Annotated in this window: 13 protein-coding genes; 2 read left to right on the forward strand and 11 right to left on the reverse strand. The window is 56.8% G+C overall.

Features of this window, described 5'->3' with window-relative positions; all coding sequences use genetic code 11:
* Positions 1–65 precede the first annotated feature (65 nt).
* The 10 genes from AC2FD9_RS14705 to AC2FD9_RS14750 form a co-directional block, all read right to left on the reverse strand.
* The gene (locus AC2FD9_RS14705; protein WP_496837550.1) at positions 66–1,055 is read right to left on the reverse strand and encodes a nuclear transport factor 2 family protein; all 990 of its coding nucleotides are present in this window, start codon (positions 1,053–1,055) and stop codon (positions 66–68) included.
* Positions 1,052–2,095 (reverse strand): LacI family DNA-binding transcriptional regulator, encoded by a 1,044-nt coding sequence (locus AC2FD9_RS14710; RefSeq protein ID WP_200833237.1) that lies wholly within the window; start codon positions 2,093–2,095, stop codon positions 1,052–1,054. The genes AC2FD9_RS14705 and AC2FD9_RS14710 overlap by 4 nt, the downstream gene beginning before the upstream one ends.
* Positions 2,095–2,859, reverse strand: a complete 765-nt coding sequence (locus tag AC2FD9_RS14715; RefSeq protein ID WP_496837552.1) for an SDR family NAD(P)-dependent oxidoreductase — start codon at positions 2,857–2,859, stop codon at positions 2,095–2,097. Before AC2FD9_RS14715 ends, AC2FD9_RS14710 begins: the two co-directional genes overlap by 1 nt.
* On the reverse strand, positions 2,859–3,911 hold the full coding sequence (locus AC2FD9_RS14720) for an ester cyclase (RefSeq protein WP_496837554.1): 1,053 nt from the start codon (positions 3,909–3,911) through the stop codon (positions 2,859–2,861). The genes AC2FD9_RS14715 and AC2FD9_RS14720 overlap by 1 nt, the downstream gene beginning before the upstream one ends.
* On the reverse strand, positions 3,908–5,239 hold the full coding sequence (gene hisD / locus AC2FD9_RS14725; protein WP_496737666.1) for a histidinol dehydrogenase: 1,332 nt from the start codon (positions 5,237–5,239) through the stop codon (positions 3,908–3,910). The genes AC2FD9_RS14720 and hisD overlap by 4 nt, the downstream gene beginning before the upstream one ends.
* 11 nt (positions 5,240–5,250) lie before the next feature.
* A complete protein-coding gene (locus tag AC2FD9_RS14730) occupies positions 5,251–5,781 on the reverse strand; it encodes an ester cyclase (RefSeq protein WP_108859141.1) in 531 nt (176 codons plus the stop codon).
* Positions 5,782–5,908: 127 nt separating this feature from the next.
* A complete protein-coding gene (locus tag AC2FD9_RS14735) occupies positions 5,909–7,063 on the reverse strand; it encodes a carbohydrate ABC transporter permease (RefSeq protein WP_282169729.1) in 1,155 nt (384 codons plus the stop codon).
* A 1-nt stretch (position 7,064) separates the two neighbouring features.
* Entirely contained in the window at positions 7,065–8,087 is a 1,023-nt protein-coding gene (locus tag AC2FD9_RS14740; protein ID WP_058273413.1) for a carbohydrate ABC transporter permease, read from the reverse strand.
* A 66-nt stretch (positions 8,088–8,153) separates the two neighbouring features.
* Complete coding sequence (locus tag AC2FD9_RS14745; RefSeq protein WP_282153301.1) at positions 8,154–9,365, reverse strand: ABC transporter substrate-binding protein; 1,212 nt, start codon at positions 9,363–9,365, stop codon at positions 8,154–8,156.
* A gap of 48 nt (positions 9,366–9,413) precedes the next feature.
* Entirely contained in the window at positions 9,414–10,487 is a 1,074-nt protein-coding gene (locus AC2FD9_RS14750; protein WP_108859137.1) for an ABC transporter ATP-binding protein, read from the reverse strand.
* Positions 10,488–10,639: 152 nt separating this feature from the next.
* Between AC2FD9_RS14750 and AC2FD9_RS14755 the strand changes: the two genes are divergently transcribed.
* Positions 10,640–11,653, forward strand: a complete 1,014-nt coding sequence (locus AC2FD9_RS14755; protein ID WP_496837558.1) for a nuclear transport factor 2 family protein — start codon at positions 10,640–10,642, stop codon at positions 11,651–11,653.
* The gene (locus AC2FD9_RS14760) at positions 11,650–12,522 is read left to right on the forward strand and encodes an amidohydrolase family protein (protein WP_496837560.1); all 873 of its coding nucleotides are present in this window, start codon (positions 11,650–11,652) and stop codon (positions 12,520–12,522) included. Before AC2FD9_RS14755 ends, AC2FD9_RS14760 begins: the two co-directional genes overlap by 4 nt.
* Positions 12,523–12,632: 110 nt before the next feature.
* Here the strand turns inward: AC2FD9_RS14760 and AC2FD9_RS14765 are convergent, their stop codons facing one another.
* The gene (locus AC2FD9_RS14765; protein WP_496837562.1) at positions 12,633–13,670 is read right to left on the reverse strand and encodes a sterol desaturase family protein; all 1,038 of its coding nucleotides are present in this window, start codon (positions 13,668–13,670) and stop codon (positions 12,633–12,635) included.
* Positions 13,671–13,751 lie beyond the last annotated feature (81 nt).

Consider the following 13,751-nt stretch of genomic DNA (forward strand, 5'->3'; position numbering starts at 1 on the left):
CGTCGACATGCTCCGGTTTCACGCAGACCACCTGCAAGGATGCGATATGCGACCGGCCGGGCCACTCAGACCTCTCCGCTCTGCAACAGGATCTGTTTCCAGACCGAGGTTTCATCGAACAGAGTATATTCACGGCGCAGCTGCGGCTGCCCCGCAATCAACGCGCCAAACTCGGCGTGACTGATCCCGAGGACATAAACCTGTGCCCCTGTCGGCGCCCCGAACATGCCCCAGCCGTCATGCTTGCCCCAAAGGCTCCAGCGAATTGCTGATCGCGGCGGCATATCCGGATCGTCGCGCCCGATCTGGTGTTCAATCTTGAATTCAGCATTCGGGAAACTCGCCCGCAGCCCCATCCAGAACCGGTCGACGGCATCCCGGCCGTGCCCCGTGACGCCGCCCACATACTCAGACTGCACCGCACGGTCATATTCAGCCGCGATAGTGCCCATATCGGCACTCATGATCCGGGTCAGGATATCAGCATATCGCTGCCCCCACTCATTATCATTGCCGCGACCCTTGTAGGGGCCGGGCTGGTCGATTTCGGGGGTCAGAGGCTTGGTGCAGCTGTCCTTACCGCCCTCGCGCGCAATCAGATCAGCGGCGTATTCCTTTGGGTCCCAGCCCATCTGCCGCACAATCGCGCCCTGATCGCGGATCAACCATTCGTCGTTAATCTGGTTGTCGATGGCGTGGCAGTCGGCCAGAATCCGATAGCAAAGTTTTGTACCCGTAGGTTTGCCGTAAACCCCTTCGGCCAGATGCGTGGCCGTAGATAGGATGCGGTGAGAGCTCAGCATGCCCTCTTCCGGCGTGCCCGACCAGATCACATCTTCACCCATCAACTGCCGATCCGGAAACTCGGCCAGGGTCGCCATCGTGGCGCCGATCACATTCTGATTTCCCAAAACCATCGAACCGGGTGAGCGAACGACGATATCTTCGCTGTAATACTCGTGCAGGGTTGCGATGCCCCGGTCTTCCCAGATCTCTTTGGTAATTCCGATGATATAGTCGGGAAAATCCCGGAACTTGGGATCAAAGCCTTTCATGTTTTCATCCTTTGCGGGGTCCAGCCTTTGGGCAGCCGTGCCGAAGTGCGCACGATCAACGGTCCATCAATCGCGACCTTGCGGGCTGCGGCAACTGCCGGGTTTTCAATATGGTCCAACAAGGCATCAACGGTTTCCGCAACCATCAGGTTGGCGCGTTGACGAATGGTGGTGAGGTTATAGGCAAGCCATCCGGCCTGCGGTACGTCATCGTATCCAACGATAGAAACGTCTTCTGGTATATGCATTCCGAGTTCAAACCGAATGACGTCCATCACGGCAAGCGCCATATGGTCATTGGCGACGAATACCGCGTCGGGTCGTTTTTGCGGTTCAACATCAAACATGCGGCGCGCGGCCAATCGCGCATTTTCGGTCAGGAACTCTCCGATTTCGTAGGCGTACAGATCCTGGCCCGCATCGCCGAGTGCGGCCCGAAAACCGGCCTCGCGGTCTCGCTGGGTTGAGGCACCCTGCCAACCGGCAATGTAAGCGATGCGACTGTGGCCTGCGGCAACAAAAAATTCAGCGACCTTGCGACCGCCGGAGTAATTGTCAGAGGTCACCGAGGTGATCCCGTCGATATCCTGACTACGGTTGAACAGTACGACCGGCACACCAGCTTGTTGGCACCGCGTTGCGATATCGGACGACATCGCGACCGAGGCCAGGATCACGCCATCAACCTGATAATCAAGAATTTCCTCCATAACGTCGTCAATGTTTCCGGCGGTTCTGGAGGCCATGAAGATCAGGACGTGATACCCCTGCTCCTGCAACTCGTTCGACAACTTCTCAAGCGCTTCGGGATAGAAATAGTTGTCCAGATAGGCGACGACCAAACCAATGATGCGGCTTTTGCCCGACACCATCGCGCGCGCCAACACATTGGGGCGATAGCCAAGTTCGGTCGCGGCTTTGCGCACTTTCTCTTCCGTCTTCTTGCTGACCGAGGCACCGGGCGTGAAGACGCGGCTAACCGCTGACTGACTTACACCTGCAAGCTGGGCGACCTGAAGTGATGTTACTTTCTCAGCCATCAGTCTGCCGTCCAACCTCCGTCAATCAACATCGAAGTGCCTGTAACCAGCGCTGAGGCATCCGAGGCAAGGTAGCGTACCGCACCCATGATATCCTCGACCTCGCCCACGCGACCCAGTTTGATCTTGTCCATGATCCATGCGGCGCGTTCTGGGTTGTCAAAGGTGGATTGGGTCAGAGGCGTTCGAATGAACGTCGGGCAGACCGTGTTGATCCGAATGCCCTGTTTGCCCCATTCGATGGCCATCGATTTTACCATCCCCTCAAGCCCATGCTTGGTCGCACAATAGAGCGCCCGTTCGACCCCTCCAACATGCCCCATTTGGCTGGAGATGTGGATGATCGAACCTGGCCTTTCAGCCTCGATCAAGGCACGAGCGGCATAGGCCGACAGGAAGTAAGCCGAACGCAGATTGACGCCCGTGACAACATCGAAATCCTCAGGCGTTGTCTCAATAGCAGCACTGTGCCGTGCAACCCCGGCCGAATTCACCACGACATCAAAGCTGCGCGTTTCAAAAAGCTGCTTTAGCGCATCCAGATCGCCCTGATCCAGAACCAGCGCCTCGGCCGACCACCCCTCTGCCTGCAGAGCAGCGACAGTTGCATTCAACCGATATTCGCCTCTGGCCGCACAGACGACATGCGCGCCCGCCTCGGCCAGCGCCACGGCACAGCCCTGCCCAATGCCCGAAGAGGCCCCTGTCACCAGGGCGGTCTTTCCTGTGAGGGAAAACGAAGGGGTGCGCGGCAGTTCAGTCATCAGCTCATTCCATCCGGTATATCAATGCGCCCAATGTTTCGGGCCTTGTTGAATTCCCGCAGACGGGCAAAGACGTCAACGCCTAGCTGGCGATACGCATCCAGAAGATCGACCAGCACCCAGTTTTCACGAATGCGCCCGTTTTCCAGCCGCCAGAAATCGAGGCTGCGCATAGTGATCTTCTTGCCCGCAGGCGCGATCCCCATCCATCCGTCATGGGTGACGGTCTGTATCATGTTAGGCCATCCGGTCACGGCTGCGTATTCGCCATCGCCGAAGAAATGGTAAGTGATGTCCTCGACGTATTTCCCGCGATCCGGCATCCCGTTCAGGAACGGAATCTGGTGCCAGTTGCGGAATCCTGCATAGCCACGCCCGGTGCCGATGCCTGAGGGGCCGTACCAATTCATACGGGGATGCCAGAACCGCTCCATCTCCATCACCTCGGGGCCGCCTTGCGACGGGTGTTTCTTGAGGTGCTCCAGCATGTCGATGATGTGTTTGCAGGTCTCTTTACCTTTGACCTCATCATGGGGCCCAGGCACCAACCCGTCCTGCGTGGCCGGCCCGGGCACGTGCCATTCGCGGCCAAGACTGGGGGCCATGGGCCAGGCACTTGCCTGCATCATCACCTCGGGGATATCCCAAAGGGCTTGCATTTCAGCAACTTTGCCGTTTTCGAAACGGTAAAATTCGTGAAACCGCATTGTAACCTGATGACCAGTCGGTGGGATGTCCAGCCATGGGCCGGTGAATGTGCCCGTGTAGTAGCCGCCGCACCCTACCCAGTCCGAACCATGTTCATCCGGGCCGGCCATGACAATGTAGTCGCGGCGTTCCAGATCGGGCCAGGCCGTCAACAGGTCTTTATAGGCGCGGTCATAGAAAGCGTCGCTGCCAATGCTGTCGCCAAAAGGATGGCATAGGTGGAAAACGGCGTCCGAGGCCGTTACCTCGGCCAGTGCCGCGCGAACACCGGCCTCGGAAAAATCATACATCGCGGCCCTGAGCGGAGCGATCAGGGCCTTATGCTGTGTATGCCTGTCACTCATTCAGCGGCATCCCGATACGGCGCGGGTTCGCCATAGGGCACATTGATGCCACCATAGCGACGCACGCGGACGTTGCACTGTTCTGCGTGGCCTACAAAACCTTCCAACATGCACAGACGCGAGCCGTATTCGCCGATTAGTGTCGCCGCCTCGTTGGTCAGAACTTTCTGATAACTGTGCGTTTTCAGGTACTTCCCGACCCAAAGCCCACCAGTATAGCGCCCGGCCTTCTTCGTTGGCAGGGTGTGGTTCGTACCAATCACCTTGTCCCCGTTTGACACGTTGGTGCGTGGACCAAGGAACAACGCGCCGTAGCAGGTCATATTCTCAAGGAACCAGTCGTCACGATCCGTCATCACCTGCACATGTTCCGAGGCGATATCATCGGCAACCTGCAGCATCTCGTCATACGTGTCGCAGACGATCACCTCGCCATATTCATCCCAGGACACTTTCGCGGTGTCTGCAGTCGGCAGGATGCCCAACAGGCGGTCCACCTCAGACAGCGTCTCATTGGCAAGCTTTTCAGAGTTTGTCAGCAACACGCAGGGGCTGTTGTATCCGTGTTCGGCCTGTCCCAGCAGATCGGTTGCGCATAGCTCAGCATCTGCCGCGGTCTCGTCCGCGATCACCATGGTTTCGGTGGGACCTGCAAACAGATCAATGCCGACGCGCCCGAACAACTGGCGCTTGGCTTCGGCAACAAAGGCGTTGCCGGGGCCAACCAGCATGTGGACCGGATCAATCGTCTCGGTGCCCAAAGCCATCGCACCAATGGCCTGTATGCCACCCATAACGTAGATCTCATGCGCGCCACCCAAATGCATGGCCGCAATCACTGCTGGGTTTGGCTTGCCTTTGAACGGAGGCGTGCAGGCGATGATACGAGGGACACCCGCGACCGAAGCCGTGGCCACGGACATGTGGGCCGAGGCCACCATTGGGAACTTGCCACCGGGGACGTAGCATCCGACCGATTGCACAGGGATATTCTTATGGCCAAGGATCACGCCCGGCAGCGTTTCGACCTCGATGTCCAGCATTGAATCCCGCTGAGCCTGCGCAAAGTTGCGCACCTGTTCCTGTGCGAATTTTATGTCGGCCAGTTCCCTATCGGTCAATTGACCGATCAAGTCATCGATTTCCTGCTGGCTCAGGCGGAACGAGGCTGGCGAGTAGTTGTCGAACTTCTCGCTCAACTCACGTACCGCAGCGTCACCGCGGGTTTCGATGTCTTTCAGGGTCGCCTCAACCACGGCGCGGGTTTTGGCATCATCTTCCGCCCGGTCCGCATCGGATTTGCCGCGTTTAAGATACTCGATTGCCATGTTTCCAATCCTCAGTTTTCGGGCCGGGGTGGACATTTCTCACCCCGGTCAAATGCTTCCCAGCCTTCGCCGTTGAACAGGTCGACGCCCAGTTGCGCCGCGACATGTGCGAAATCGACATTCACCCAGTTGTCGACGATCTTGCCGTCAACGACTTTCCAAAAATCCATATAGCGGATCTCGACCCGCTTGCCGGTGGGGGCGATGCCCAGAAACTCACCCGTATGGGTTGCTTCCTGACGGCCGAAGGCTGCTGCCCATTCGCCCATGTAAAGACGGGCCTCATCGATGCAGGTTTTGTCCGAAAACGCCGCTTGAAACGGGCGCTGCCAGTTTTCCTGAAACTCTTTCAGCCCGGTTTTGGTGCCGCAGCCTTGATTGCCCATCCAGCGGAAGCCTTGGGTGAAGAATTCGCCGATGTCATCAATGCGGTGATCGTTCAGACCATCCACCATGGTTTCAATCACGCGGCGCGTGTCTTCGGTTTTGCTCATGTCCGTATCGCGGGTCAGGACCGCTTGTTCGGGACGGGAACCTTTCATGTCTATGTCCTTTCAGGTTGCCAGAGAGAGAGTTTGGGGATCGCAGCCCCAATACTCAGAAAGTCCCTCGGCATCCTGTTCAGCGCCGGGTGGCGCGACATGGCGTTATGGTGGGCGTGGTTGCTCATCAGCCTTTGACCGCCCCGGCTGTCAGACCACTGACGATCTGCCGTTGGAAGATCAGAACAAGGAAGATCAGCGGCGCGGTGATCGAAACGGCGGCAGCCACGGCAACCACTTGGTCTGTTGTAGTCGTCTCACGGTTGAACATGCCGACAATGGCGGGAACCATGGTCTGGTTCTGCGCATCCAGCAGCAGTGCAGTGACAAGAAAGTCGTTATAAGCCAGCAGGAAGCTGAACAGGCCTGTGGTGATCACCCCCGGCCACATGACTGGCATGATGACACGACGGAAGGCTTGGAAATGGCTGCACCCATCGACACGGGCGGCCTCATCCAGTTCAGCCGGGATATTCTGGAAGAACGAACGCAGCATCCAGATGGTGAATGGCTGATTGATCGCAACCAGAACAGCAATCACCGCAAAGGGCTTGCCGTAAAGTGTCGGTGCATTTTCACCCAGGATCGGGGCAAGCCATTCAGCCGAATTGATGAACACCGGCAGATAACCGGCAACCAGTACCGAATGCGGCAGGGCCCGGAACACCAAGGCGACAATCAGGATCCAGAAAGCCAAAGTCGATCCAGACCGTGCCAGACCATAGCCCGCCAACGTCCCGACGGTCAGCGACACGGTCACCACACCTGTTGTCACGATCAGTGAGTTCTTGAAGTTGTTGGAAAAGCCCCGGTCAATCCAGACGGTCTTGTAGTGTTCGGTGGTGAGGCCAAGCACGTTCCGACCCAAGGGCCCGAACCACGGGTTCAGTACGTTTAGAACGGCAGGCAGGACAACAAAGAACACCAAAAGAAAGCCCACTAAAACGACCAGCACACCAATGATCCAGCCGAACCATTCCTGTCCGGGTTTCGAGTAGGATTTTACCATCGACGGCAGTGTTTTGGTGGCGATGACTATCGTCGCCCAGATCACCGCGACGCCCAGAATGATATCCAGCAGCGACAGCCCCTTGCCGACGCCCAGCGTGGCCGGGCCAAAAATCACGTTCAGCGCGTTACTGTCGAACGCATCGACCGGCGATTTGAAGCTCATCACCACGATCCAGAAGATCGGGAAGGCCGCGATCAGGCACCAAAGCGCCAGAAAGATGTTCGAGGTTAGCCGCAGGCTGAGCGGTTGGCGAAGCGCGCGCGAGGACATGTCAGTGGCCTCCTTTATGATCGCGCCATGTGCGGCGCAGCGGAAGGATAAGCAGGATGACAACACCAATCATGGTCAGCATTGAGTTGGCTGAGGCCCGGCTGATCGACCGGTTGCCCGCCTGATCCGGCGTCAGGTAGTCAAACGTCAACCACTGTAGCGAGATCACATAGCCTTGGCTTGAGAAGCCAACGATCTCTTCGAACACGCGGTAGCTGTCCATTAGGTGAATCATCGAGACGAAGATGATAAGCGGCATCAGATGCGGAATGACGATGTATTTCAGCCGCTGCCAGCGGGTCGCCCCGTCAATAACCGCGCTTTCCAGACTGTCCTGATTGACCGTTTGCAGACCGGCGTAAAAGATGATGGCCGCAAAGGGCGCCACGTGCCAGACTCGGTAGATCATCATCAGGACTTCAATCGTCCAAGCCTGCGCGAACAGGGCTATGTCACGGTTCAGCCACCATTCCATCATCGCAGTCAGGATACCGTCGCCGCGAAACAGCCAATTGATTGACAGAACTCCGATCACCGGCGTGATGATGAAAGGCAGTAGAGAGACGAATATCACCGGACCGCGGATAGAACGCGCAGCATTGTTTATCAGGATCGCGATCCCTAACCCGCAACCGACCACCAGCGGCAGAGTGATCAAAGTAAACGTCAGCGTGAATCGCAGGGCCTTCCAGAAATTGATCGTCGACAGCACATGCCAGCTGCCGTCACTTATGGCGCGCCATGCGCGGTCAGGTTCCAGAACATTGCGATAGCTTTGCAACCCCACATACTGGGTTTGCGTGATGATCTCTCCATGCTCGTCCAGCTTTGGCTGCGACACCTTTTCGGTCACACAGGTCTGGGTCAGGAAACCAGGGGTACAGGTTTCTTTTTCAACCGTCTCATAGATCGGCTGGGTGATATAGAAACTCTGCTTGAACACGCTGACCAGCGGGAACGCGATGAAGAGAAGCATCATAAAGACAGAGGGACCGACAAAAGCAGCAAATGTCCGGAAATTCATGGCTCTGCCTTTCTAATGGTTCTCGGGGGAAAGGGATGGGAGGGCCATAGCCCTCCCAAGGGAGGATCAGTTGCTGATCAGACCCGCTTCTTTCGCGGCAGTGACGTAGTCTGCCTCGATATCGGCCAGAGTCGTCTGCGCGTCTTTGGCACCGGTCAGGTAGTCGGCCAATCCGTTACCCAACGAGGTGTGCATGATGCCCATAGGACCGGAAGCCGGGTAAGCCTTGGCACCGCCTTCAGCGGACGCTGCAGCACCTGCAGCCAAAGGACCTGCCGAATAGGCCGTGCTGAGCCATACTGCGACATCGTTGTTCGCACTGACCGTATCGGTGTCCATGCCCTCAAGTGCGACGCGGAAGGCAGCATCCGCTTCTTCGTCGCTCATGTTCGAAGCCAGAACAATACCGTCCCACCAGATTGTGGTCGCCGGAACCGCCGATCCCATTGGAGCCGCGGCCATGGTCACCTTGCCAACGACCTGGCTTTCGGCCTCATCGTTCATCGCAGCGGCACGGCTGGCCCACAGGTTCGCCATTGCAATCTTGCCCTGCTGGAACTGCTGTTGCACATAGGTCGAGTCAGAGACCAGATATTCCGGGTCCATATACTCGGTCATGGCCTTCAATGTCTCAAGCGCTGCTACGCCTTGCTCGTTATTGATGGCAGGCATGTTGCCGTCACCAAAAAACGAACCGCCCTCGCCCAAATACATGTTGACGAATTCCTGGCCGAGATTCCAACCGGTCTTGAACGTCCCACCAATGGGATAGTCCATGACGCCGGCTTCCTTGATCTTGGCAGCTGCGGAAAGAACATCGCCATAAGTCTTGGGCTCTTCGATGCCCAGTTCGGCCAGAACATCGTCGCGGTACATCAGGTGCTGCGCATTCACCATCATCGCGATGGCCATGGTCTTGCCGTCCACTTTGATCAACTGATTGGGCAGCAAATCCTGACCGTACTTCTCGACCAGATCGTCCAGCGGACGGATCGTACCGGCGTTGAGCAAAGGCACCAGAGTTGCATTCGAAACACCGCCGATCTGATAAAGCGCTGGATCGGCCGCAAAGGCTTCGGGTTGCTTTTCACGGAATTCCTGGTCCAGCGAAGCACTGAAGTTTCCGCATTCCGCCATTGCATCGGTGACCGCTTTCCAGGCTTCAAACCCGGCGGACAGCGATTTCAGTGGCACATCATTTTCAAAGGCGCATTCCGCCCATGCGCCGGTGGCGGCGATGGACATGGCACCTGCCATTAGGATCGTCTTGAGTTTCATGCGTTTCTCCCTGTCAGGATCGGTCCGTCGTCGACGTCCGGACCGGTGTTAAGCCCGTTTGGGCTGTTTGTGGGGGTGTTCCCCAATCCGCGCACCGCTTTCAGCTTCAAAGAGGTGACAGATTTCTTTCGGCACCGAGAACGAGACTGTCTCGCCAATCTCGGCGCGGTAGGCTTTATCGGCTTTGACCGATACCAGAGCACCGCCGACCCGGACCGAGATCATGGTCGCGTCGCCCAGCAATTCCAGCGTGTAGATCGGCGCTGTGATCTGGCCCTGCCCTTCGGCAAGGCTGGCATCCTCGGCGCGGAAGCCCAGCGTCATAGGACCGTCTGGGGCATCCACTGGGATTTCGACGTGTTCGGCACGGAACATTCCACCTGAAACGTCGCCATCCATTAAATTCATCGCGGGTGAACCAATGAAGCTGGCCACAAACGTGTTTGCCGGCATGTCATAGATTTCCGTGGGGCTGCCAACCTGCTGCACCACGCCCTGTTTCATCACCACAACGCGGTCGGCCAGTGTCATCGCTTCGATCTGGTCATGGGTCACATAGATCGTCGTCACCGCCAGCTCATGGCTGAGGTTCTTGATCTGCGCCCGGGTCGAGACCCGCAGTTTGGCGTCAAGATTCGACAGCGGCTCGTCCATCAGAAACACGTTTGGTTCGCGCACAATGGCACGGGCGAGTGCTACACGCTGTCGCTGACCACCTGAGAGCTCGGCGGGTTTGCGATGCAGAAAATCGTCCAGCTCTACCATCGCGCTGGCGCGGCGTACCTTCTCGTCGTGGGTCGACGGGTCGATGCCGCGCACCTTCAGCGGAAAGCGGATGTTTTCATAGACGTTCATGTTGGGATAAAGCGCGTAGCTCTGGAACACCATCGCAACGTCGCGGTCCTTCGGCTCCAGATCGTTGATCACATTGCCATCGACCAGGATTTCGCCCTCGGTCACGTCCTCAAGCCCTGCGATCATCCGCATCGTCGTTGTCTTGCCGCAACCCGAGGGGCCGAGCAGGACCAGAAACTCGCGATCAGCAATGGTCAGGTCGAAATTGTGAACCCCAACGAATGAGCCCCATCGCTTGCCGACGTTCCGCAATTGAATTTCCGCCATGGTGCCCCCTGCAAGGAATCATTTTGCATACGTTTGCAAAACTGTAATTCGCATACGTCAATTCAGGCAAGACTTTTTTGCATACGTATGCAAAACTGACACAAATACCCGACTCAACCCGGCTTCGTGCCTCTCGTAAAAATTTGATCACAATGGCAAATACCGTGACCTTTCAGACAGAAAAAAAACTCGTCTCTGCGTTTCACACCGCGCTGGATTCCGCGACAGAACAAGAAATCCCGAAGGTAATGAGCCAATACTGCGCCCCGGAACTGAAGTGGCGCGGCTTTCACCCATTCAACGAAATTAATGGCGCCGAACAGGTTGCCCGGCAGTTCTGGCAACCACTAAAGAGCAGCCTGACCCGCCAGCAGAACCGTGTAGATATCCTGTTTGCGGGGCAAAACTCGCTGCGGGACGAGCCCGACGTCTGGGTCGTATCTATGGGGCATTTGATGGGGCTGTTCGACCGTCCGTGGCTGGGCATTCGCCCAACTGGCAAGCTGGCATTCCTGCGCTATTGCGCGTTCTACAAGGTCGCCGGTGACAGGATTGTAGAAACAGCGATGTATTTCGACATACCGCACCTGATGGTGCAAGCCGGGCAGAATCCGTTCCCCCCACAAACAGCGGCGCATTTGGTGCAACCCGGACCAAGACCCCATGACGGCCTGCTGCTGAACGCACAACCTGCTGAAGAAGGCGAAAAGACCCTGGCGATCATCAATGCGATGATCTCGGATCTCGGGCAATGGGACAGTGGGTTGTCGCTTGAGGATGAATTGGCCCAAACCTGGCATCAAGACATGATCTGGTGGGGACCCGAAGGGATCGGCGCGACCTACACGATAGAACGTTATGCAAAACAACACTCTGGACCGTTCCGGGCCGCCTTCTCAGACCGATCTAAAACCAATCATGTCTGCCGCATGGCCGAGGGGCATTATGGCGGGTTCTTTGGCTGGCCCAATTTCACGGCCACTCCGTCCGGCGGGTTCATGGGTATGCCCGCAACTGGTAAACCCGGCGAATTCAGGGTGATCGATATCTATCGCCGCGCGGGTGACAAACTGGCGGAAAACTGGGTCTTCATCGACTTGCTGCACTTCTGGAATGGGCAAGGCGTCGACATTCTGGCCCGAACCACAGCGGTCGAAACGCCATGAGGATAGATGCGCATCACCACCTGTGGGACCTGTCTGCCGTGACCTACCCCTGGCTCATGGAAAAGGGCGTCGCTCGGTTCTTTGGCGACCCTTCCCCCATCCAACGAAACTATTTGCTGCCGGAATTTCGCGCAGACGCCGAAGCCGAGGGTTTCGGCGCTTCGGTACATATTCAGGTGGGCGCGGCTGACCCCTGGGCCGAAGCGCAATGGGTGCAATCAGTGGCCGACCAGTTCCCGGACTGGCCCTTGGTGCAAGTGGCGTTCTGCGATCTGACCGCTGATGATCTGGACAAACAACTCGACCGCCTTCAAACCCTGCCGTCTGTACGCGGCGTTCGTCAGATCATCGGCCGCGCTCCGGGCGAGGATGCAATCACCGGCACAAACACGCTGCTTGAAGATCCAAAGTTCTTGGCTGGTCTGAAACAACTGGGCTCACGCGGGCTATCCTTCGATCTTCAACTGCTGCCTGAGTTAATGGAAATGACCGCAGATGTGTTGTCGCATGCCTCAGAAACCCAGGTTGCTCTTTGCCATGCAGGGTCCCCCCACGACCGAACCGCACAAGGCTTGCAGAGATGGGCGGACGGGTTAAAAACGTTATCAAACCTCCCTCAAGTCTGTTGCAAGCTCTCCGGCCTCGGAATGTTTGATCATAACTGGAGCGCTGAAAGCGTCTCACCAATCGTTGCCACCTGCCTGTCAAAGTTTGGTGCCGACCGTTGCATGTTCGGGTCGAATTTTCCGGTCGACAGCCTCAGTTCAACTTACAAAGAAGTTGTTTCCAGGCACCAGGAACTCGTCCCGGCATCAAACCAGGACGATGTGTTCCACGGCACGGCAAAACGCTTCTATCTCTTTAAATAGGAACAATTTTTTCAGTCCTATTTTAGCGAAGTCTTCCCGACGGAGGTTCCCGAAAGTGAGCCCAATCCGACCAACGCATTGCAAACAAACTTCTGTATTTGGAGCTTTGGTTATCTGCCGCTAGCGTTCATTTCACGCTTACGGTTCCGAGTACGCTTTGTGGCGTCCTCGGAACCATCATGATATGTTCCGAACCACTTATCCCAGGGCATTTCGGCATTGCCATAATTGCACTCGTAATAGCGATGATGAAGCTGGTGGAAAAATGCACCTATCAGCAAAGCCTGACGATCGCGCGCCCAAATCGCTTCGTATCCAGAGTGAGACGACGCTGCGCCCAGCATCAGCCAGTAGCCGAGGAAAATCATGTGAACGGGATGGCTGGGTAAGATCAGCACGATCAGAATAGCACTGAGATACCCGAAGGATTCGACCGGATGCATCGACATGCCGGACCAGGGGCCGGTGTTGACGTTGCGGTGGTGCACGGCGTGTACGTGCCTGTATATGAACGGCTGATGCAGAAATAGATGAACGGCATAAAAGTGAAAGCTTTGCCAAAGCGCCAATATCGGGAACAGCAGAATGAACCACACAGGATGCGCAACAAAGCTAAGCGTGCCGATATAAGTGTTAGCGTACATCCAGCGCAGGAAGCATTCAAACATCGACAAGATGGTCGCACCAAAGACCATCGAGTAGTAGATGTTGTCCCAGGTCTGACAGCCGAATTTATACAGCGCATTCTTGCGCTTCATGTACGGTCGGGGGTCGTATTTCAGCAACTTGCCTTGCCCGTCGACACCGTAAAACCACATATGCAGCCCACCGGCGACGACCAACAGCAACACCCAGTTGCGAATGAACACCCATGACATCCAGCCAATGGCAAAAATGGCCTGATCGGATCCGACGGGCTGCAACCAGAACGCCACCAGAAATGCCAGCGCAAGATAGATCGAACGATCCGAAAATTGCAGCCAGTTCTGCCAGGCCCATTTCCCCATGACGCCGAATTTGGGTGGCCAGTGCCAATAGGGGGCGTGCTTTACCGGAAGTTCCGGGTGCCAGTGCCATTCGCGGCTCATGGGGGCGGGATCTTCGGAGGTATGAGCTGTTTTCCGAGCGTTCGTATCTGCAGTCGTCACGGGGTGTCCTTTCCTGAGCAAATGTACCTTTTTTGATCAGGATGAGGCCGGAGGCGGCTCATACGGGTATTTCCGTGACGG

It is taken from the genome of Ruegeria sp. YTSC230 (assembly GCF_059609665.1).